This is a genomic window from Methylophaga sp., assembly GCF_048266885.1.
Taxonomy (GTDB): domain Bacteria; phylum Pseudomonadota; class Gammaproteobacteria; order Nitrosococcales; family Methylophagaceae; genus Methylophaga.
Genome location: NZ_JBLWYR010000007.1, coordinates 41,666 through 64,210 on the forward strand (window position 1 = coordinate 41,666; position 22,545 = coordinate 64,210).

The window sequence follows — 22,545 nt, forward strand, 5'->3', positions numbered from 1 at the left end:
GCTTTTTTATTTGATACTGGGAGATACTCATATGGCGGACAGCAAACACTGCCGACTACTGATTTTAGGTTCTGGCCCTGCGGGTTACACAGCCGCAGTATATGCTGCTCGAGCTGCTTTAGAGCCCGTATTAATCACCGGTATTGAACAAGGTGGTCAGTTAACCACCACAACAGATGTCGATAACTGGCCTGGTGATGCTGATGGTGTTCAAGGTCCAGAATTAATGCAGCGTATGCAAAAACATGCAGAACGTTTTGGCACTGACATTATTTTTGACCATATTCATACTGCAGATTTAACGCAGCGTCCGTTCAAATTAACTGGTGATGCGGGTGAATACACTGCTGATGCATTGATTATTGCGACCGGTGCTTCAGCAAAATATCTGGGCATGGATTCTGAAGATGCCTTCAAAGGTCGCGGTGTGTCGGCTTGTGCAACATGTGATGGTTTTTTCTATAAAAATCAGCCTGTCGCCGTGATTGGTGGCGGTAATACTGCCGTAGAAGAAGCATTGTATTTATCCAATATCGCTTCCAAAGTCACGATCATCCATCGTCGTGACAGCTTTCGTAGCGAAAAGATCCTCAGTAATCAGTTACTGAAAAAAGCCGAAACCGGCAATGTGGAAATCCTGTGGAATCACACACTGGATGAGGTGCTAGGTGATAATGCAGGTGTGACGGGTATTCGAGTTAAAAGCACCGAAACCGGTGATACTCAAGAAGTTCCGGTGCAGGGTGTGTTTATCGCCATCGGTCACCAACCCAACACTTCTATGTTCAAAGGTCAGCTGGAAATGCAACATGATTACATTATCCTGAAAAAAGGCACACAAACCAGTATTCCTGGCGTGTTTGCAGCTGGTGATGTATCTGATCCTATTTACCGCCAGGCGATTACTTCAGCTGGAGCAGGCTGTATGGCAGCGCTGGATGCAGAGCGTTTTCTGGAAAGCGAAAAATAAGACTTATTAAGGCAGGGTCTCCCCTGCCTTTTTTTATTCAGAGGAGAGACTCTAATGGCCCTTTATCAACATATTCTGATTGCAGCGGATTTTTCCAACCATACGGATATGGTGATTCATCGTGCCAAAGCACTGGCTGTAGCTAACAATACTCGTTTGAGCTTATGCCATATCGTAGAGGATTTCCCGCTCACCGATTTTGCTTATGAGCCAATGATTAGTGTTGATGCGGACATGCGTGAAGCTTTACTTGATGCAGGCAAAAAACAACTGTCTGCTTTAGGAGAAAAATTTGATATTGAGCCAAACAGTCAATGGATTGAGTTTGGCAGCCCAGGCCGCGATATCGTGCGAATTGCTGAAGAAAAAAATGTGGACCTGATTGTCGTAGGCTCACATGGGCGTAAAGGCATCAAAATGTTATTAGGTTCGACTGCAAACGCCATATTGCACCATGCCCTTTGTGATGTACTGGCGGTCCGACTTCAGGATAAAAGTTAACTTACAGATGACTTTACGCTTCTCGGCTCTAGGCCCTTTTCTCGCTGTGGCCTTTATCAACGCCATGGTCGATCTGGGCCATAAAATTATTGTGCAAAATACTATCTTCAAGATTTATGATGATGCAGCGCAAGTTGGTCTGACGGCGATTGTTAACGCCTTAATATTATTACCTTTTATTTTATTGTTTACTCCAGCAGGCTATCTTTCAGATCGGTTTGCTAAACCCGGCATAATGCGATGGTCAGCGTTTTCTGCCGTTATTGTCACTCTGCTGATAACACTCTCTTATTATCAAGGCTGGTTTATCTTTGCCTTTGTCTTGACCTTCGTTTTAGCGGCACAAAGTGCGATCTATTCACCTGCCAAATACGGTTATATTCGTGAATTAGCTGGCAAAAGTGAAATTGCCCCCGCCAACGGTTTCCTCCAAGCCACCAGTATTGTGGCTATTCTCAGTGGAATCATTGTGTTCACCATCCTGTTTGAATGGCTATTAAGTGGTCAGACTTATCAGAATGAAGCCGATATTATTCGACTGATAGCCCCGTTAGGTTGGTGTCTGGTTGGTTTATCATTATTGGAGTTATGGTTAGCATGGCGTCTGCCAGTAAAACTTTCAGGTCAAACAGATAGGAATTTCAACTGGAAGGCCTATGGTCAGGGAAAACAATTAAAAACCAACGTTAAACTAGTCACAAGCAATCCCATCATCTGGTTTTCGATATTAGGGTTGTCGTTATTTTGGGCCTTATCACAAACCATGCTGGCGGTATTTCCTGCGTTTGCCAAAATCGTGCTGAATGAAGACAACACCATCGTGATTCAAGGATTACTTGCCTGCTCAGGGCTGGGGATTATTAGTGGTTCATTACTGGCAGGAAAGCTGTGCCGGCAACAGATTCACTTTTCTATCATTTTGGTCGGTGCAATAGGGATGATAGCCATGCTATTTATCATTCCTTATCTCAGTTCAGTTTGGCCGTTTGCCTTGGCAATAATTGGCTTTGGTTTTTTTGGCGGTTTATTTATTATTCCACTCAATGCACTAATTCAGATGCATGCTGATATCACCCAATTAGGCAGTGTATTGGCTGCAAATAATTGGGTACAAAACCTGGCGATGATTAGCTTTTTAATCCTGACCTATCTGGTAGCAAAAGCGAATACACCAAGCGCATTATTTTTACAGTATCTTCCTTGGTTGGCCGTGCTTTTGATTGTTCCCGTGCTGTTTAAATTAAAACGCAAATTTGCTTGAGCAAGCCTCTTCAAGAAGGATATTTTGTGTCAACACCATCCTCGTTCCCACCTGTTTACACTGAGCCTTTTCATCAGGCATCCGAAAACCTACGCCGCACGTTACCCTTTATCAATCAACACCAAACCCCTGTTAATCCTGTTAACTATGCCGTCTGGTACGAATATGTCGCTGGCTCAAATCAGGCATTAAAAAAAGCTATCGACAGTCGCTTGCAACAGCAACAGAAAATTAGCCCTGAACTCACTCAACAGCTATATGAAAAATATATCTTAATGGGTATGCCGGAAAAGCTTGAGGCAACTAACAATGGGTTAAGGCTGGTTGTCGACAACACAATGAATCAGCTCAACAAGGTTGAATTAGCTGCTGGTGATTTCTCTGATGATCTAGTCCTCCAGCAAACCAAACTGGAACAATCCGAAGACATTACAGAAATTAAAGGTGTACTTTCTGAGATATTGGAAAACACTCGTAAATTGGGTCAATCCAGCAGTGATTTGAAACAGGAGTTAGCAGCCACCACACAAGAAATACTTCGATTGAGAGCTGAGTTAGAGATCGTTAAACAACAAGCAAAAACAGATGGTTTAACCGGCTTGCTAAATCGTAGCTGCTTGAACAAAAAATTAAGTGATCTTTGCCAAAATGGCAATAAGACCTTCACGTTAGGCTTATTCGATATTGATCACTTTAAACTGGTTAACGACAGGTTTGGACATCTATTAGGCGATCGTGTCTTACAGTTTTTTGCCAGCTTGTTGAAAAAACATTGTGAGGATAAGTTACATATTGCAGCTCGTTTTGGCGGCGAAGAGATGGCAATCATCTTTATCGACACCCCAGCCCACAAAGCGGTACAAATAGCTGATCTGATTCGGCAGCAGCTTGCTAGCAGCAACTTGAAGAAAAAAGACAGTGAAGAAACAATTGGGACCGTGACCGTCTCCGTTGGTCTGAGCCAGTATCAACCGGGCGATACAACATTGAATATCATTGAACGTGCTGATGTTGCTTTGTATGAATCAAAAGCTGCTGGTAGAAATTGCCTTACGTTGCGTTAGTCAGAACTTATAAAACTGACTGTTAAGATAATCCACTACTTGTTTTTGCTGTGTTGCAGTCCAATTCACATCCGCAGCAATCGCACAATTAGCCACCCGTTTTCCTAAGCCATCCAACGTTTTTACACCACGATCAGCACGTGAATAAATTGAATTCGGTTGCCCATCGGTTAGTGAAGCATGACATTGCATGCAATTGGCATCGTGTAATTGTTTTCCCTGTGCCAGCGCTGTAGCGCTGACACTGAGGAAAACCATAGCTACTAAATAACGCATCGATTAGACAACCGCTCGTGTTTGCAAAGCGGCAATACGTAGCGATGCGGGTGGATGTGAATCATAAATTGCTGAAACTAATGGATCAGGCGTCAACGTACTGGCATTTTCTTTATATAACGCCACCAGTGCCGTAATCAAATCATCGGCATTGGAAACCGATGCCGCATACGCATCTGCTTCAAACTCGTATTTGCGTGACATAGATGTCATCAACGGATGCAGGAAGAAACTGAATACCGGAATAACCAGCATAAACAGAATCAGTGCAATCGCATTGTTTTGTGTCTCGACACCCAGACCAGTGTAGAACCAGGTTTGTGTTGAAGCCCAGCCTAACAATGCCAGGCCAACTAAGCTCATCACAGCCATCATCAGCATATTTTTAACGACATGTTTGCGACGGAAATGACCCAATTCATGTGCCAGTACCGCTTCAATCTGGTCTTCATTAAGGGTATTAAGCAACGTATCAAAAAATACGATGCGTTTGTTATTACCCAAGCCAGTGAAATAGGCATTGCCATGTCCACTGCGACGTGAGCCATCCATTACATAAATACCTTGGCTTTTGAAACCACAACGTTGCAATAAACTTTCAACTTTTTCTTTCAGATTGGCATCATCTAATGGCGTAAATTTGTTAAACAACGGTGCAATAAAGGCTGGATAGGCCCACATCATCACTACGGCAAAAACCATCCAAGCCGCCCATAAATATAACCACCAGAATTCACCGGTGCTATTCATCAACCATAATGTTACCCAAGCAATTGGAGCGCCCAGCACCAACATCAGCAACAATTGCTTGCCAAAGTCACCTAGAAACAAGGCCGGTGTATTTCGGTTAAAGCCGAATTTCTCTTCCATCACGAAAGTGCGATACCAGGACAACGGTAATTCCAGCAATGAACCAATCACTAGAAAGCTTAAAATCAATACCACACCGGTTGTCATGGCTGACCAACCTAATGCTTCCCAAGCTCCAGACAATAACGCCAAACCACCGCCCAAAGTCCAAAGGATTAACACAACTGCACCAAACCAGCTTTCGCGACGCATTTGAGCGCCTTTGGCAACGGTATAATCAGCGGCTTTCTGATGTGCAGATAAACCGATTTGCTCACGAAATGCGGCAGGCACTTCATCGCGATTCGCCAGCACATGGCGACGTTGACGCAATGACAACCAAATCTCTATCCCTGTCATCAGGGCCAGTGCAATTAAAAATATCCAGCTAAATTCGTTCATAATTTTTTAAACCAGTTAGAATCGTATAAGGTGTCGTGTACATTAGCCTTTGATACAATCAATGGCAACATAGTTCACCTAAATCTGTAGTAATAAAAAGACGGAGCCCATGGCCAAAAGCAAACATAACCTGATCTGGATTGACCTGGAAATGACCGGTCTTGATACCAATAACGACTATATTATCGAAATCGCCACCATTGTCACTGACAGCGAACTGAACATTTTGGCTGAAGGCCCCATCATTGCGATTCATCAACCCGATAGTATTCTGTCTGGTATGGATGACTGGAACACCAAACAACACGGTGGCTCTGGACTGGCTGACCGCGTTCGGAACAGCATTGTTACCGTCGAGCAGGCCGAACAAGAAACCCTGGAATTTTTGAAAAAACACGTACCTGCAGGTATCTCCCCTATGTGTGGCAATAGTATCTGTCAGGATCGCCGCTTTATGGCGCGTTTGATGCCGGAACTGGAAGCCTATTTCCATTACCGTAATCTTGATGTGAGTAGCTTTAAGGAAATTGCGCGACGTTGGGCACCCAAAGTCGAAAAATCCTTCAAGAAAAAATCATCACATCTGGCGATGGACGATATCAAAGACTCTATTCGCGAACTGCAACACTATCGCGAACATATGATTAAAGCACCTGAGTAAATTTAAAATTTATAACAATTTCAATTCACGGTAATTTCACGACAACCGCAGGATGATCATCACACTCAATTAAATTGTGATTGTAATGGCGCATCTCAAACCAAACTTACCAACAAAGCAGTGCCTTATCTGCAACCGTCCGTTTAGCTGGCGAAAGAAATGGTGTGAGAGCTGGGAGCAGGTGCTTTACTGTTCGGAGCGGTGCCGTCGTCAGCGTAAGCAGGTCAATCACGTATGAAACCCTTAGTAGGGTTCCCGGAAAAAATGATATTGCTCGATTGTGAGACCACGGGTGGTAATTCAATTCGTGATCGTCTTACTGAGATTGCTTTGATTGAAATCACTAATGGGGTGGAAACCGATCGCTGGCAAACCTTGATCAATCCGGGTATCGGCATTCCACCTTGGATCAGCAAACTCACTGGCATTACCGATTCAATGGTGTTAAATCAACCGTCCTTTTCCGACATTGCTGAAGAATTGCAGCAACGTCTAGCTGGCAAAGTGTTTGTTGCCCATCATGTGCGCTTTGATTATGGTTTTATCCGCGAATCGTTTCGTCGCATTGGTATAACCTTTTCTGCCAAAACGTTATGTTCAGTCAAAATCAGCCGTTTGTTATACCCTGAGCAACGCCGTCATGGTATTGATGCGATTGTTGCCCGGCTCGGCCTGACCATTCATCAACGGCATCGGGCAATGGATGATGCCCAAGTTATTCTTGAACTATTCCAGCAGACTCAACAAGATTTTGATGAATTAACTATTCAGCAAACCTGTAAGCAATTATCACAACAAACCCGCTTGCCCAGCCATCTGGATATTGCTGAAATCAATAAACTGCCCGAACGTCCCGGCATCTATCAATTTTTTGATGAACAAGGCGCACTGTTATATATCGGCAAATCGGTCAATATCAAACAACGTGTGCTCAGTCATTTTGTTCAGAATGGCAAACTACGCAACACGGAAATGCAGCAACAACTGCAGCATATCGATTTTATCGAAACCCCTTCTGATTTTGGTGCCCAGCTACTGGAAAACCACTTAATCAAAAGCAAAACCCCTCGCTATAACCGTCGTCAGACCAAAGCCAAACGACTTTATCAAATCGCATTAACCGTTGATGATAAGGGTTACCATCGAACCACTATCGAAATGGCTGACTTACATCAACCACCAGATATAAGTCAGCGTTATGGATTGTTTCGCAGTCAGAAACAGGCAGAAAAAAAACTGCTTGATTTGATTACTGAACATCAGCTGTGTCAGAAACTTTGCGGCCTGGAAAAAACTAAAAATGGCTGTTTTGGTTATCAATTAAAAAAATGTTTGGGTGCCTGCTGCGGTGAAGAACCGACAATACGGTACAACCTGCGATTGCAAACTGCGTTATCGGGTATTAAAAATCAGGTCTGGCCCTGGAAAGGACCGGTTGTCATTACCGAACTGCCGGCAGATGGGGATTATGAAGCGGCGCACTTTCATCTGGTCGATCAATGGCTGTATCTTGGTACTATCAAAAATCAGCATGATGCTTATGAAAAGCTGCAACAGCGATATGCTGAACCACAATATTTTGATCTGGATGCCTACAAAATCCAGCTACGATTTTTGTTAAAACTTCGCCCCAAACAATTATTGATTGAAACCTTACGTTTACCAGCAGAGGAGGCTTCATGATCTCCAATACACAAAGAATTTTAGGCTATGCCGGACTGTTGCCTTTTTTAGGATTGGCGATTATGAGCTGGCTAGGCTATCTATATGCTATCGACTGGCTGCTCAGTTATGCGGCATTAATTTTCAGTTTTCTGGGTGGCCTGCTCTGGTATGCCAGCAGCGGTGAAAAGCTGCCCCAACATGTAGTGATTGTCAGTGTTTCCACCATGCTATGGGCCTGGTGCTGGTTGTTATCTCCCACACATTACTGGCTATGGCTGGCGGCATTATCATTTATCGGCTTGCACTTATATGAACGACAGCAACTCAGCGAAATCTATTCTGCGGAGCTGATGCAGCTGCGTGGACATCTATCTTACGGCGCTGCGTTTTTTTTGTGGCTGGCGGCACTGTCGACATTAAATGCCTAAACTGCGTTATCTCAATCTTATTCTCGGTGATCAACTTGATGCCGAGAGTCTATTGTTCGATGAATTTGATTCTCAGCGTGATCGACTGTGGATGGCTGAAGTGTCGGCTGAGTCCACAGAGTATTTATCGAGTAAACAGCGCACGGTTTTATTTTTATCAGCGATGCGGCACTTTGCTGAAAAACTCAAAACCGATAACTATCCGCTGAATTATTGGACGTTAAAAGATAAAAAAACCAGTTTTTATGACGCTTTATCTGCCACGTTAAAACACGATTCATTTGAAAAAATTCGCTGCGTATTGCCTGGTGATGTCCGGGTGATGAATGAAATACAGCAGTGCGCCAATGATGTTGATATCGAGATTGAATGGCTGGCCGATCAGCATTTCATCAGTGAAAAAGGCGAATTCAAAGCCTGGTTAGCCAATCGCAAACAACCGCGAATGGAATTCTGGTATCGCCAACTGCGTAAAAGCCGGCAAATCCTGATGGAAGATGATCAGCCGATTGGCGGTCAATGGAATTTTGATAAGGACAACCGCAAAAGGTTTGGCAAAAAAGGACCATCCAAATTGCCTGCGCCTTTATTGTTTGGAGCGGATGACATCACCAGACAAGTCATAACGGATGTTGAGAAATTTCTGCCGGATCTCTACGGCAATATTGAAACCTTTAACTGGCCGGTCACTCGTCAACAAGCACTAGAGGCACTAAAGGATTTTATCCAGCATCGACTGAAACATTTCGGCGATTATCAGGATGCGATGTGGACTGATGAACCGTGGCTTTATCATTCACGCTTATCGACCTGCCTGAATCTCAAACTACTGTCCCCCGCAGAAGTGATTGCAGCGGCTGAAAAAGCGCACACCGACAATAAAGCACCATTAAACGCGGTGGAAGGTTTTATCCGGCAAATTCTCGGTTGGCGTGAATATGTTCGTGGTTTGTACTGGACCTATCGCGATGACTGGCTGCAGATGAATGCACTCAATGCCCGGCGCAATCTGCCAGCATTGTATTGGACTGCCGAAACCGAAATGACCTGCCTGCATCACAGCGTCAAACAGGTGTTGGATCATGGATACGGTCACCATATTCAACGGCTGATGGTGACGGGGTTATTTGCCTTGTTATGGGGCGTTAAACCCAATGCCATTCATGAGTGGTATCTGGCGATGTACGTCGATGCCGTTGCCTGGGTGGAGATCCCGAATACATTGGGTATGAGCCAATACGCCGATGGCGGCATCGTCGGTTCCAAACCCTATATTGCCAGCGGTGCTTATATTGATCGCATGTCCAATTATTGCAAGTCTTGCCCATTTAATCCCAAGCAAGCCAGTGGCGATAACGCTTGTCCATTTACCACGCTGTACTGGCATTTTGTCGACCGACATCAGGACTTGCTGAGTAAAAACCCTCGTCTCGGTATGCAGGTCAAAAACTGGCACAACAAATCTCAAGATGAACAACAGGCCATCAGCCAGCGTGCTGAATATCTGTTCAGAAATTTACCGTAAGGAAACACTATGCAAGCAACGCAACTGGTCTGGTTACGCAATGATTTACGCCTTGATGATCATCCTGCATTGGCCCTGGCAGCCGAACAAGGGCCAATCCAGGTAGTGTTCTGTGCGACTCCGAAGCAATGGCAGCAACATCATGAGTCTCCTGCTAGATTAGGCTTTCGCGCAGCAGTGTTGCAGGATCTTGCTGATCGGCTTGCTCGTCTCGGTATTGAATTTCATATACTTGAAGTGGATTATTTTGCCGATGTTCCTGCTGAGTTGCTTCGATTCTGCCAGCAACGCTCTATCCACGATATCTGGTTTCAAGCCGAAACACCGCTGGATGAACAACGTCGCGATCGGGCCGTTAATGATGCATTAACTAAAGCCAATATTAACGTGCATCTGCTTGCCGAAGATTTACTGGTCTCCTTACCGGTAAAAACTCAGCAGGATGATCCTTTTAAAGTATTCACGCCCTATTACCGTCGCTGGCTGCAAATCCTCAAAGATATTCAGCAAGCACCTTATGCCGAGCCAAAATCACAGGGTAAAGCCTTAAAGCTGGAATTATTAAAATGTGATTGGGCCGGAGAATTTCGTGATGACTTATGGCCCGGCAACGAACAAAAAGCCTTGGAACGACTTTCGGCTTTTTGTGAAATCAAACTGGATGATTACAAAAACCAACGTGATTTTCCCAGCAAACCGGCCACCAGCACTTTGTCACCCTATCTGGCCAACGGCCAGTTAGGCCCAAGAAGATTACTGGCCACCATTCAGTTTTATTGCGGTGAAGCCAATCGGGACTGGCGTCATGATGACTGGCTTCGCGAACTCGCCTGGCGGGATTTTTACAAACAGTTATTGCTGTATTTTCCACGCCTGAGCATGGGTAAAGCATTCAAACCAGAAACCGAAAAAGTTATCTGGCTCGATGATGACGCCGGATTTAAAGCCTGGTGCGAAGGCAAAACCGGCTTCCCGATTGTTGATGCAGCGATGCGCCAACTCAACCAAACTGGTTGGATGCATAACCGTCTCAGAATGATTACTGCAAGCTTTCTCAGCAAACTGCTACTGCTCGACTGGCGACGTGGTGAACAGTATTTCTTGCAGACTTTAATTGACGGTGAATTCGCCGCTAATAACGGCGGCTGGCAATGGAGTGCTTCAACCGGCGTCGACGCTGCACCCTACTTTCGGGTATTCAACCCCACCCTGCAATCCGAACGTTACGACCCGCAGGGATTATTTATCAAACGCTTTGTTCCGGAGTTAAAAGACATACCAATCAAACAAATCCATAATCCACCAGCAGAACTTCGCGAGCAATGCGGCTATCCGCAACCGGTAGTGGATTACAAACAAGCCAGAAGAGATGCCATCGCGGCGTTTAAGGATCTGCCGAAGGATTAGCTTTCAATTGAATCTGAAGTTTTTGGTGCCGGCACTGTAAAGCTTTAATCCACAAATTTCGCAGATGAACGCAGACTTTTTGGCTTAACCACAGGGGCACGGAGCGGATAAATATTTTTCAAACCTCAGTGCTCTCCGGGTATCTGTGGTTAATTACCAAGATTCAAGTCCCAATCACCCCACCATCTTCTTTGGTAATAAGCACTGTGGCAGAACGTGGTCTGCCATTAGGTTGATGATCAGGCCAGTTGCTGGCAGCAGCAGGGTTTTGAGGAGACTTAACGATGCCACGATTTTCCAAAACTTCAGGCATTTCACCGGGATGTTGAATATTGACCCACATGGTTTTCATATCCGGCGTCATGATAACGCCGGTGACTTCACAACCAATTGGTCCCGTCAGAAAACGGCGTATTTCGCCAGTATCGGGATCAGCCGCCAGCATTTGGTTATTACCAAAATATTTGAACGGTCCATCATTCATCACACTGGAACTGACATCGGTCTGAATCCACAATACACCGCGGTCATCTATATATAAGCCATCCGGATTGGCAAACTGTTCGGCTTCACCTTCACCACCCAGTACAAACACCTGCCAGTTGAACTCAGTTGCTGTGGCATCGGTTTCACTGAATTTAATGATATGACCAAATAGATTCTGATTACGCGGATTGGCCTCATCTTTAGCAGGTTTGCCTTCACTACCCCGATCGCTGTTATTGGTCAGCGACACAAACACATCATCGGTGTGTGGATGTACGGTGATCCATTCAGGTCGATCCATTTTGGTGGCGCCAACGATATCTGCTGCTGCGCGGGCATGAATCAATACATTGGCTTGATCGACAAAACCATTTTCAGCAGTTAAGCCATTTTCACCAAATACCAACGGTAACCAACGAGCACTGCCATCTTCTTCAAAACGAGCAGCATAGAGAATTCCGTCATCCAACAGACGTCCATGATGTGCTCCCAGAGTGCCATCCCAAGCATCGCGGGTTATGAATTTATAGATGTATTCAAATTTAGAATCATCACCCGAGTAAAACGCCAGACGACCATCTTTACCGATTTTGTGAGCCACATTTTCATGGGCAAACCGGCCCAGAGCTGTGCGTTTTACCGGAATGCTTTGTGGATCATAAGGATCAAACTCGACGACCCAGCCAAAACGATTGGCTTCATTGGGTTCTTTATCCAGATCAAACCGAGGGTCAAACTGCTGCCAACCGTAATAACTGAAGCCTAATTTGTAACGCTGCCAACGGCGTTCGGTATCAGCGTCTCTAGGCTGTTTTGCATCATAAACAAAGTAGTAATGAAAATTCTCTTCGCAGGTCAGATAAGTGCCCCACGGTGTTTTGCCATTCGCACAATTATTAAATGTACCCAATACTTTTTTACCTTCAGGATCGGCTTGAGTTTTCATCAACTCATGTCCTGCTGCCGGGCCACTAACAGTCATTTCAGTATTTGCAGTCAGCCGTCTTGCATAACTTGATGGCCGGACAATTTGCCATTGACCATCAACCTGCTTGACTTCAATCAGTGAAACGCCGTGCGCATTTTGCTCTTTGGCGACTTTGTCGGCGTTATAGGTTTCCGGTGAATGGTCATGGCTGCCATCGGTATGAATGACATCAAGATCGAGATATTCATGATTCATCACCAACAAGCCGTGATCATTACTGTTTGAGCCTTTGGGTAGTGGGAAATACTGCAAAGCATCATGGTGCATACCGGCTTGCTGCAATTGATCGGCAGCGCTGTTGCTGGCATCCATGTTAAATGCTGGTCCATCTGAAATCGGATCACCCCAGCGGTAAAACACCTCCGCCCTATAGCCTTCTGGTACCACGACTTCATCCAGTAAATCAGCTGCCTGAATCGGCTTAAAGCCAAGCATTTGAACATGATTGCGAAGCATCGTGGCAGCTGAAGACAATGGCATCGCTGACGCCAGCATCGCGCCCAGACTAAACTGCAACACCGAGCGGCGTGACAATTGCTTTTGCAGAAGCTGATCAAAATGGTTATTCATCATGTTTTACCCTGACTTACTGTGTATCAATTTATTGTTTTAGCTGTCCGACCAATTGATTCAGGCTGTGGCTGACTTGATTGAGACTGTGGCCAGCCTGGTCTATTTCTGTGATCTGCTGGTTAACCGTATCGGAACGCAGTTTAATTTGCTCAGTACTTCTGGCGATATCATCCACTACAGCGGTTTGTTGTTGGGTTGCCGTAGCAATAGAAGCATTTATCTGATGAATATTCTGCACCGCGGTTATCACCGGACTCATTGATGTTTTTGCTTTTAAGCCTTGTTCAGCACAGTGTTCGGCAGACAAACTTTGAGATCGAACTGTTTCAGCGGCTTCGCTGCTACTTTTCACCAGTTCGACAATTATGGTCTGAATTTCTTCCGTTGATTGTTTGGTACGGTTTGCCAACTGCCGAACCTCATCGGCCACTACAGTAAAACCCCGACCATGCTCGCCAGCTCTCGCTGCTTCAATAGCCGCATTCAAAGCCAACAGATTGGTTTGTTCGGCCACACTTTGAATCACCACCAACACCTGGCTGATATCTTTACCGCGTTGTTCCAATGTATTCATCGTGGTTTCAAATGCCAACAAATCTTCAGCAAGTTGCTGGCTAGCTTGGGCGGCGCTGCTTAACTGTAGACCGGCTTGCTCCGTTGCTTGTGTTGCCTGTTGCGTAGATTCAGCTGCATTTGATGCGCTTTGTGCCACTTCTTTAAAAGAATACGATAATTCGTTCACTGCCGCTGAAACTTCCTCGGTGGCAGCAATCTGTTGTTTATTGACTGTGACCGCTTGCATAGAGGCCGCCTGCAATTCGCTACTCGCCGCCAGCACATTTTGAGATTGTTGAGTCAGCTTATCAATTAACTGAGCAAAATAACGTTGCAGTTGCAATGCCGATTGCTCAACCGATCGTGATTCGATAAACGGCAGATCGGATACCAGACTTTGTTGAAAATTGCCTTTAATCATTTGGCTGAAATAATGCTCCAGCTGTAACAGGAATCTGATAATCCTTTGCTGTAAAAAGTACAACAGCAGGATGGCAATAATAATGAGGGTAACAACGACCGTCATAATCCATTGCACTTGCTGAATAATGCTTGCTTTGATGTCTTGTATTTTTAACTGAAACTGATCCAGCGTGTTGGCAAACGTAGAAATCTCGCCACCCAAAGCAACGCGCTTTTCTTGCAGCTGCTGATCAAATTGCAATGTGTTGCTCAATTCTTTTTCATAGCGCCGGCTCAATGAGAACAAAGAGTCAATGCCGCGCTGCCCAAGCTCTTCCGGTTGCTGTGGGATTAATGCTTCGCTATTTACTTCTGAGTAAATACCAAATTTTGGTAGGGTGTTTAATTCTTCTAACTTATTGATAAATGAAGCATTGGCCGCCAATAGAGCTGATTGAATTTCATCGGTTTGCAATTCGATATAACGTTGTCGCAGACGGCCAATATTATTTAGTTGGCGACTTAATTCTGCTAATAGTGCGGTAAAAGCTTGCTGATAAGGATGGCCTTCAGCTTCAACATTGTTGGCATAGTCGATCAAAAGACCAATTTCACCATCTCGTTCCCGTTCGTTTTGAATCAGTAAAGCTTGTGGGTTACCGGCCAATTTCCCAGCTTCACGCACTTCAAATACTTTTTCCTGTAGCACACTGATGGCAGATTGAATCGTTTGATTCTCCTGCTCATCAAGCCAAGTTTGTTCAACTGCAGACAATTCAATAAGCTGTGTTTCAGCTTGTTGAAGCAAATCCGCATCACCGGAAGCCAGATAACGGGCCAGTAAAACCCGCACTTCGATATCAAATCGGGATTTGAATTGCTGAAACTGTTGGGCTATCTGATAGGGCTTATCTAATTGTTGCCATCCCCAGATACCTGCCAACACCGCAATCATTAAACTGGCAGCCATAAAAAACGCTAGCCATTTTGATACCAGACTTAATCTCACACCCACTCCAGTTTAAGAACCTACAGGCACGAGACTCTATCGGGAGTTAATGACAGCTTTATGACTGACTGGAATGTTGCTGCAAGGCCCAGATCACATGTTCACGGACCAGCTCTGAAGGGTGTTCTACCCGACTGTTTAATGCGACTATCACTGGCTCTGAAGTTTCGGCATTACCCAAGGCAATCGCAATGTTGCGAAGCCAACACTCATAGCCAATACGGCGAATCGGACTGCCTTCAAGGCGTTGCAGAAATTCCTGTTCTGTCCAAGCAAATAAATCCACCAGCTTGGGTGCATCCAGCCCTTCACGAGGTAAATAGGCGGACTCAGTGGTCATCTGGGCAAATTTGTTCCATGGACAGACCAGCTGGCAATCATCACAACCATAGATTCGATTCCCCATCATGGATCGAAATTCCAGCGGAATGCTGCCTCGCAGCTCAATGGTCAGGTATGAAATACACCGGCGAGCATCCAGCTCATAAGGTGCAACAATCGCCTGGGTCGGACAGATATCAATGCAGGCGGAACAACTGCCGCAATGTTCAGTAACCGGCTCAGTTAATGGCAAAGGCAGGTCGGTGTATATTTCGCCCAAAAAGAAATACGATCCGTTTTGGCGGTTTAACACATTGGTATGTTTGCCAATCCAGCCCAACCCGGATTTTTGGGCCAGCGCTTTTTCCATTACCGGTGCGCTGTCGGTAAATACTCGATAGCCCATAGCACCTACAGCCTCTTCAATCCGCTGCGATAGCCGAAGTAAACGCTTACGTATCAGTTTGTGATAATCGCGGCCAAGCGCATAACGGGAAACAAAAGCAAGTTCACTGTCGCCAATCACCTGCCAGGCATCGGCAGCGGTTTCGGGCCAATAATCCATTCGGGCAGTAATAACACGGATAGTGCCCGGCACCAGTTGTTCGGGATGCGTCCGCAAACTGCCATGACGCTCCATAAACGCCATTTCTCCATGAAAGCCACGCGCCAGCCATTGCTGTAATTGTTCTTCTGCTGCAGACAAGTCAATATCACTGACCCCGAGCTGTTGAAAGCCCAGAGAACGCGCCCATATTTGTATGTTTTCAAGAAGCGCACGGGAGAACTGCACTGTATTTGGATCGGTCATGCGGGCTATTATAGTGAACTGAATTAATTCATCCGGACTATTATTTTTATGTCGAACTTGCCCCACGATCTCTATACCGCTGAGCAGACTCGTGAACTGGAACGGATCGTCATGGAACAGCAAGCCATTTCTTCAGCAACATTAATGTCTCGTGCAGGTACAGCGGCACTAGAAGCCATCAGAACTCACTGCCCTTTAGCCAGACATATTCTTATCGTTTGCGGTGCAGGCAATAATGGTGGCGACGGCTTCGAGCTGGCAAGACAGGCATTAGCAAATGACTATCGCATCAGCGTATTTCAGCTGGGCGATGAGCGTGGAATGAGTGATGAAACTACTGCTGCCCGCCAAGCCTTACTTGCCACCGGCACAGAGATTCAGGCTTTTACAGACTCATTATCCAATGCAGACATGATTGTTGATGCATTATTTGGCATCGGTCTTAATCGTGAAGTAAGTGGTGACTACGCTTTAGCTATTGATGCTATCAATCAACAATCTAAAAGCACTCCCGTTTTGGCGTTAGATATCCCTTCAGGTATTCATGCCGATAGCGGTCGGGCGTTGGGCAAGCCTGTTCAGGCTTCTATCACACTAAGTTTTCTGGGATTGAATACAGGCTTATTTACCGGTGACGGCCCAAGTTTTTGCGGCAAAGTCATTTTTGATTCATTAAATGTTCCCTCCTCTATTTATAGCGTTTTAACACCAGCTGCACGGCGAATCAGTCTGGAACATGTTGGAACTGCCCTGGCACCGCGTGAGCGGACAGCTCATAAAGGATTGTATGGTCATTTATTAATTATCGGCGGTGATCACGGTATGTCTGGTGCAGCCAGAATGGCTGCTGAAGCTGGTGGTCGCGTTGGTGCAGGTTTAATCAGCGTTGCTACACGCCGTGCCCACAGCGCTTTTTTCAATCTGACTCGCCCTGAACTGATGTGTCACGGGGTGGAAGATGTCGGTGAGATGGAAGTTTTATTAAGCTCAGCCAACGCATTAGTGGTGGGTCCAGGTCTGGGACAAAGTGAGTGGGGAGCGGCCTTATTTCAGAAAACGCTCGAAGCAAACAAGCCTATGGTTGTTGATGCTGATGCACTGAATCTGTTGAGTAAAAACCCTCAGCATCGTGATAACTGGGTGCTCACTCCACATCCTGGTGAAGCAGCACGTTTATTGGGTTGCAGCTCAAAAGATATTCAGTCAGATCGTTTTGCTGCGGTGGATGAATTACAAAAACGTTATGGCGGTGTCGTAGTGTTGAAAGGTTCAGGCACATTAATTTCCAATGGTGAAGCACCTATCCGCCTCTCTACCGCGGGAAATCCGGGTATGGCTAGTGGTGGTATGGGTGATGTTTTGACCGGGGTGATTGGCGGTTTGCTGGCTCAACATTTCCCCATAATGGATGCGGCTTGTGTAGGTGTCACATTGCACGGCATGGCTGCGGATAAAACTGCCGAACAGGATGGAGAGCGTGGCACACTGGCAATGGATTTAATGCCGCACCTTCGAAAATTAGCTAACCTCGATTATTAATATGATTTTTCTCGCTGACGAACAAGCAACTTTGGATATGGCTGTTAAACTGGCGGTCCTATTACCTGTATCGGCCTTTTCTATTCATTTAAAAGGTGATCTGGGGGCCGGCAAAACAACTTTTGTTCGTGGTCTACTGCAGGCGCTGGGGCACACTGGCAAAGTCAAAAGTCCTACTTATACTTTGGTCGAGCATTATCAGCTCAACGAGCGGGATGTTTATCATTTTGATCTATATCGCTTAGCCGATCCGGAAGAGTTGCTTTATCTGGGCATTGAAGATTATTTTTCCACGAATTCCCTATCGTTAATTGAATGGCCTGAGCAAGGTAAAGGGGTGTTACCAGAACCTGACCTGCTTATCTCATTGAATTATCAACCTTCTGGAAGGCAAATAACTTTCCAAGCTTTTTCTGAAGCCGCATCCATTATCTGCGATAAACTTCACAATTAATTCAGCATTACACGCTATCTTATTTAAAAATATAGAAAAAAGTCTTGATTTTTTATTCCTTCAATCACAAACTAAGGCTGTGTAAATTGTAGGAAGTGACTATGTCTCGTTTGTTATTGGGATTGATAATGCTGATATTAACTGCCACTGCGCATGCCGCATCGGTTGAGAATATCCGTGTATCCCAAAATGCAAACCTAACTCGGGTTGTGCTGGATTTAGATAAAGCGCTGGAATTTCAGAGCTTTACGCTGACCAATCCGCATCGTTTAGTAGTTGATATCAAAGCGGCCAAAGTCAATAAAGCCTTGATTGCACCAACCTTCAATAGCGCTGTGGTCGAAAAAATTCGCCATGCTCAACACGATCAAGATACTTATCGACTCGTTTTTGATCTAAAACAAGCCACAGACTATGAGATTCAGCCGTTAGGACCAGAAGGTGAATACTCCCATCGTCTATTAGTTGATTTCAAACATGGTCCAGCAACGGCGGTCGCCAGCAATAAACCTGCTCAATCATCTAACAAATCTGCAGAAAATTCGGCTGATAAACCTACACCTAACCAAACAATTGTTGAAAATACTTCACCAGCTCAAACCACCACTCCGGCTGACCTGCCACAGGCGACGGCAACAACGGTGCGCAGTAGACCGGTTTTACCGCGTCGCGATATCGTTGTAGCGATTGATCCAGGTCATGGCGGTCGCGATCCTGGGGCCATTGGTAGAAAAGGCACACGCGAAAAAGATGTGGTGCTGGCCATTTCGCGACGTTTAGCAAAGCTAGTCGATAATGAACCCGGTATGCGTGCCTATATGACGCGAGATCGTGATGAATTTATAACTTTGAGACAACGCATTCAGCGCGCCAAACAAAATGGTGCCGATATGTTTATCTCTATTCATGCCGATGCATTCCAACGCACCAGTGCCAAAGGTTCTTCTGTATATGTGTTATCACCACGAGGCGCAAGTAGTGAGGCCGCTCAAATCTTGGCAGATCGTGAAAATGCTGCTGACTTGGCGGGTGGTATCAGCCTTGAAGACAAAGACGATTTATTGGCATCCGTGTTACTCGACTTATCTCAGACAGCTAGCCTTGAAGCCAGTTTAGAAGTTGGTAACAGCGTATTAAGTGGCTTGAAGCGGGTTGGCCCGGTACACAAAAAACAAGTCGAATCAGCGGCTTTCGTTGTATTGAAGTCACCGGATATTCCGTCGGTTCTGGTTGAAACTGCGTTTATTTCCAACCCGGAAGAAGAACGCAAACTTAATGATGTAAATCATCAAAACAAACTTGCTCAATCGATGTTGGCAGGCATTCGCAGCTATTTCCAACGAAATCCGATAACCCAGCAAGTCAAACCACAACAACATATTGTCAGCAGTGGGGACACATTAAGTACCATTGCCCAGCGCTATCGGGTCAATATGTCGGAACTCAAATCCACCAACAATCTGCAGACCAGCAGACTTATGGTTGGCGACGTACTGAAGATTCCTTGATTGATTTTGACGGCTGATTTCTAGTTCGAGCTGTTAAACTGTGTCGATGTTGACACCAAAACGCATCCACCCCCTCCCCTTACAACTTGCCAATCAGATTGCGGCTGGCGAGGTCATTGAACGTCCTGCTTCTGTGATTAAGGAGTTGGTGGAAAATAGTCTGGATGCCTCCGCGACTGATATTGAAATTACCGTTGATGGATCTGGCAGTCAATTGATTCAAGTGCGCGATGATGGTTCAGGTATCCATCCTGACGATCTCTGTTTAGCGCTCAGCCGCCATGCCACCAGCAAAATTTCTTCCAGTGACCAGTTAAGTCAGATTTCCAGTTTAGGGTTTCGTGGTGAAGCCTTGCCCAGCATTAGCTCGGTTTCCAATCTGAGTTTGATTTCCAGACAGACCGAGAGTGAATGCGGTTGGCAAATTCATAGTGAAACCGATCAGCCAGAACCCATTCCACATCCTTTTGGCACTACCGTAGCGGTACGCGATCTGTTTTTTAATCTTCCTGCACGAAGACGTTTTCTACGTAGTGCGCGCACGGAACAGCAACAGATCCTCACGACAGTGCAACGTCTGGCGTTAAGCCGTTTTGATATTCGTTTTCAATGTGAATTAAATGGTCAGCTCAAACTGAACCTCCCCATTGCTCAGTCCGAGTCGCAGCAGTTAGCGAGAATTGGCAAAATCTGTGGGCAAACCTTTGTCAAACAGGCTTTGTCCATTGAACAACAATTTGATCTCATTAGCATAAAAGGCTGGCTGGGTCATACTGATGCTCACCGACCACAAGCCGATCAGCAATACTTTTTTATTAATGGTCGGGTTATACGAGATCGGTTAATCAGCCAGGTAATTCGTCAGGCTTATGCTGATTTAATTCCTGCAGGCCGACATCCAGCTTATGTTTTATATATGACCATTCCTTTGGATCGCGTTGACGTCAATGTGCATCCCACCAAACATGAAGTACGCTTTCGCGAAACTCGGCTGATTCATGGGCTGATTCACCGAGCAGTCAGTGATGAATTACATCAGCACATCAATACTATCCAACCACAGGCATTATCAGAGCCTGCTTTACAACGGATTGCAGAATCCGCCTCTAGCTATCAGCGGCATGCTCTATCACCATTACAGAATGAATCGCCGAGTCAGGTAGCCCTACCGGTAAATTTATCGAGTTCAAAAGACAGTTTTCAGCTATTGCAGCTTTTGCATAAACATTTTGCCTGGGTGATTTTTCAGCAAAAGCATTATCTGATTGATTTAACCAAAGCTATCCCCAGTTCGCGCAAACAACATTTCGCTAAACTACTGGAACAACTGCCATTAAAAAGCCGACCGATATTAGTGCCACTGAGTCTTTCATCTACTGCAGAACAACAATATGCAGTTGCTGAACACCAAGCGTTATTAAACTCTTTTGGCTTTAATTTGCAGCGAAATGGTGAGCTACTGACCATCAAAAGTATTCCTATTGTGCTGGCACAGCTGGATCTTAAGACAATGATTGGGAGTGTTATAGATGCTGTCAGCAGCCAAACTATTGATGCCAACCTGCTTAGTCAGCACTTACTGGATTTGCTGCAAACCACTGATAGCATTCAGTCCCAACAGGTTGAGGAATGGTTGCGAAACGCCTCTCCACAACAATGTATTCATCAGCCATGGTGTCAGGAACTTGATTTGGTCACACTTGGTAGCTTATTCTCGGACTGATTCAACATGCACTGAGGCGGTTTTCAAATGGATCGAGCCCGTACAGGTTCTACAATAGTCGCGGCGATACTCGCTGTTATCGTGTTATTACTGTTTGGTTATTTGTTATGGAGCGACGCGCCACCAAATCGCAGTGAACTGACAGTCGATCCACCAATTGAAGTGATTGAGCCTGATTTACCCCTGGAAATTATTCGCTCCGCCGAAGAAGTGCCTGACAGTGATGCTATCCGTGAACAAGAAGCTGAAGAGTTTGTAGATAACTTAGCTGACTCCAACTCAGAGTCGATTATTGTCAATGAATACAGTGATCTGTTTGTTCGGCCAGAAAGCATTATTGCCCTGCCTGAATTAGAAGAACGTGTCACCACCTTAAAAAGCTTGAAGGATGACAAATCTCTAAACGACGATACTCCGCTGACACTACGTTATACCGAAGAAATCCGCGAAAACACTACCTTGCAAGAGCTGGAAACGGCAGAAGAAGATCATATCGCTCCCATTACCATTGTCACCGAACAAGGCGAAACCATTACCGCACCACTCGTTGAATTGTTAAAACGTGAAGATATTGATCATGCTGCGCCCGTTACTCAGGTCCGCAAACAAAAACAGGTCAAACAAATTAAAGCCAGTGAGCTAGAAAAAGCCAATATACCCGACGATCAGGAAATTTCCGTCACCATCAGCCGCGGCGTACAAAAACTGGATATTGCTGAATTAATCGATAGTGATTCGGCGGAAATGCAAGACAGTTTGTTTTATCTGCACCGGGTAACAGAGGAAGATATTCAAGGCTTATGGGGCATCATTCAAACGGGTTTGATTAGTAATTTTCGTCAAGGTATTCGATTGCAACGTGATGGTGCTGAGCAAAATGTGAGTGTAGTAATTCCGGCTGATGCCGATGAACCATTGCCCACAGGGTTAAGTTCTTTTTTAGGCAAAATACTGCATCAAAAAGTGTCGACCAGTTATGTGTATAACTTTAATACACATACCATGGGATACGACGCTAACTTGATTAAACCGGGTCAAGAACTGATTTTGATTCGCTTTTCGGGCAAAGAATTAAGAGATATCTACCAATTCTTTGCCGAACAACGCAGTAATTCGACAGAAACGTTCGCGATTGGTCGTTAATGATTGTTGAAATCATTTTGATCG

The 22,545-nt window shown here is 45.3% G+C and carries 20 protein-coding genes; 15 read left to right on the forward strand and 5 right to left on the reverse strand.

Going from position 1 to position 22,545, the window contains the following annotated elements; all coding sequences use genetic code 11:
- The first annotated feature begins 31 nt into the window (after positions 1-31).
- From trxB to ACN0V2_RS04845, 4 genes are read left to right on the forward strand one after another with little or no spacing between them, the layout of a single operon-like run.
- Positions 32-970, forward strand: coding sequence for a thioredoxin-disulfide reductase (gene trxB, locus ACN0V2_RS04830; protein WP_417549658.1), 939 nt, complete (start codon positions 32-34; stop codon positions 968-970).
- 54 nt (positions 971-1,024) lie between these two features.
- Positions 1,025-1,471, forward strand: a complete 447-nt coding sequence (locus ACN0V2_RS04835) for a universal stress protein (protein ID WP_417549659.1) — start codon at positions 1,025-1,027, stop codon at positions 1,469-1,471.
- Between the two features lie 7 nt (positions 1,472-1,478).
- Positions 1,479-2,732 (forward strand): MFS transporter, encoded by a 1,254-nt coding sequence (locus ACN0V2_RS04840; protein WP_417549660.1) that lies wholly within the window; start codon positions 1,479-1,481, stop codon positions 2,730-2,732.
- 26 nt (positions 2,733-2,758) lie between these two features.
- Positions 2,759-3,796 carry a GGDEF domain-containing protein gene (locus ACN0V2_RS04845; protein ID WP_417549661.1) on the forward strand — a complete coding sequence of 346 codons (1,038 nt, stop codon included), beginning with the start codon at positions 2,759-2,761 and terminating at the stop codon, positions 3,794-3,796.
- Here the strand turns inward: ACN0V2_RS04845 and ACN0V2_RS04850 are convergent, their stop codons facing one another.
- A complete protein-coding gene (locus ACN0V2_RS04850) occupies positions 3,797-4,072 on the reverse strand; it encodes a hypothetical protein (RefSeq protein ID WP_417549662.1) in 276 nt (91 codons plus the stop codon).
- Between the two features lie 3 nt (positions 4,073-4,075).
- Complete coding sequence (locus ACN0V2_RS04855) at positions 4,076-5,323, reverse strand: M48 family metallopeptidase (protein WP_417549663.1); 1,248 nt, start codon at positions 5,321-5,323, stop codon at positions 4,076-4,078.
- A gap of 109 nt (positions 5,324-5,432) precedes the next feature.
- Between ACN0V2_RS04855 and orn the strand changes: the two genes are divergently transcribed.
- The 6 genes from orn (at position 5,433) to ACN0V2_RS04885 (ending at position 11,009) form a co-directional block, all read left to right on the forward strand.
- Positions 5,433-5,984: an oligoribonuclease gene (orn, locus tag ACN0V2_RS04860; RefSeq protein WP_417549664.1), complete on the forward strand. Its 552-nt coding sequence runs from the start codon at positions 5,433-5,435 to the stop codon at positions 5,982-5,984.
- A gap of 85 nt (positions 5,985-6,069) precedes the next feature.
- Positions 6,070-6,222 (forward strand): DUF2256 domain-containing protein, encoded by a 153-nt coding sequence (locus ACN0V2_RS04865; protein ID WP_417549665.1) that lies wholly within the window; start codon positions 6,070-6,072, stop codon positions 6,220-6,222.
- Positions 6,219-7,667, forward strand: coding sequence for an exonuclease domain-containing protein (locus tag ACN0V2_RS04870; RefSeq protein ID WP_417549666.1), 1,449 nt, complete (start codon positions 6,219-6,221; stop codon positions 7,665-7,667). The genes ACN0V2_RS04865 and ACN0V2_RS04870 overlap by 4 nt, the downstream gene beginning before the upstream one ends.
- Positions 7,664-8,077, forward strand: coding sequence for a DUF3429 domain-containing protein (locus ACN0V2_RS04875; protein ID WP_417549667.1), 414 nt, complete (start codon positions 7,664-7,666; stop codon positions 8,075-8,077). The genes ACN0V2_RS04870 and ACN0V2_RS04875 overlap by 4 nt, the downstream gene beginning before the upstream one ends.
- Positions 8,070-9,602: a cryptochrome/photolyase family protein gene (locus ACN0V2_RS04880; RefSeq protein WP_417549668.1), complete on the forward strand. Its 1,533-nt coding sequence runs from the start codon at positions 8,070-8,072 to the stop codon at positions 9,600-9,602. Before ACN0V2_RS04875 ends, ACN0V2_RS04880 begins: the two co-directional genes overlap by 8 nt.
- A gap of 9 nt (positions 9,603-9,611) precedes the next feature.
- A complete protein-coding gene (locus ACN0V2_RS04885) occupies positions 9,612-11,009 on the forward strand; it encodes a cryptochrome/photolyase family protein (RefSeq protein ID WP_417549670.1) in 1,398 nt (465 codons plus the stop codon).
- 163 nt (positions 11,010-11,172) lie between these two features.
- Here the strand turns inward: ACN0V2_RS04885 and ACN0V2_RS04890 are convergent, their stop codons facing one another.
- Genes ACN0V2_RS04890 through queG form a run of 3 tightly spaced genes read right to left on the reverse strand, consistent with a single transcriptional unit; the run spans position 11,173 to position 16,154 of the window.
- The gene (locus ACN0V2_RS04890; protein ID WP_417549671.1) at positions 11,173-13,056 is read right to left on the reverse strand and encodes a PhoX family protein; all 1,884 of its coding nucleotides are present in this window, start codon (positions 13,054-13,056) and stop codon (positions 11,173-11,175) included.
- A 28-nt stretch (positions 13,057-13,084) separates the two neighbouring features.
- Positions 13,085-15,022, reverse strand: coding sequence for a methyl-accepting chemotaxis protein (locus tag ACN0V2_RS04895; protein ID WP_417549672.1), 1,938 nt, complete (start codon positions 15,020-15,022; stop codon positions 13,085-13,087).
- A 58-nt stretch (positions 15,023-15,080) separates the two neighbouring features.
- Positions 15,081-16,154, reverse strand: a complete 1,074-nt coding sequence (gene queG, locus ACN0V2_RS04900; protein ID WP_417549728.1) for a tRNA epoxyqueuosine(34) reductase QueG — start codon at positions 16,152-16,154, stop codon at positions 15,081-15,083.
- A 48-nt stretch (positions 16,155-16,202) separates the two neighbouring features.
- Here queG and ACN0V2_RS04905 point away from each other — a divergent pair, with 48 nt between their 5' ends.
- The 5 genes from ACN0V2_RS04905 to ACN0V2_RS04925 all read left to right on the forward strand — a co-directional run bounded on the left by ACN0V2_RS04905 (position 16,203) and on the right by ACN0V2_RS04925 (position 22,521).
- Positions 16,203-17,693: an NAD(P)H-hydrate dehydratase gene (locus ACN0V2_RS04905; protein WP_417549673.1), complete on the forward strand. Its 1,491-nt coding sequence runs from the start codon at positions 16,203-16,205 to the stop codon at positions 17,691-17,693.
- Positions 17,689-18,147 carry a tRNA (adenosine(37)-N6)-threonylcarbamoyltransferase complex ATPase subunit type 1 TsaE gene (gene tsaE / locus ACN0V2_RS04910; protein ID WP_417549729.1) on the forward strand — a complete coding sequence of 153 codons (459 nt, stop codon included), beginning with the start codon at positions 17,689-17,691 and terminating at the stop codon, positions 18,145-18,147. The genes ACN0V2_RS04905 and tsaE overlap by 5 nt, the downstream gene beginning before the upstream one ends.
- Before the next feature lie 101 nt (positions 18,148-18,248).
- The gene (locus ACN0V2_RS04915; protein WP_417549674.1) at positions 18,249-19,655 is read left to right on the forward strand and encodes an N-acetylmuramoyl-L-alanine amidase; all 1,407 of its coding nucleotides are present in this window, start codon (positions 18,249-18,251) and stop codon (positions 19,653-19,655) included.
- A 46-nt stretch (positions 19,656-19,701) separates the two neighbouring features.
- The gene (gene mutL / locus ACN0V2_RS04920; RefSeq protein ID WP_417549730.1) at positions 19,702-21,378 is read left to right on the forward strand and encodes a DNA mismatch repair endonuclease MutL; all 1,677 of its coding nucleotides are present in this window, start codon (positions 19,702-19,704) and stop codon (positions 21,376-21,378) included.
- A 27-nt stretch (positions 21,379-21,405) separates the two neighbouring features.
- Complete coding sequence (locus ACN0V2_RS04925) at positions 21,406-22,521, forward strand: hypothetical protein (RefSeq protein WP_417549675.1); 1,116 nt, start codon at positions 21,406-21,408, stop codon at positions 22,519-22,521.
- The last annotated feature ends 24 nt before the right edge of the window (positions 22,522-22,545 follow it).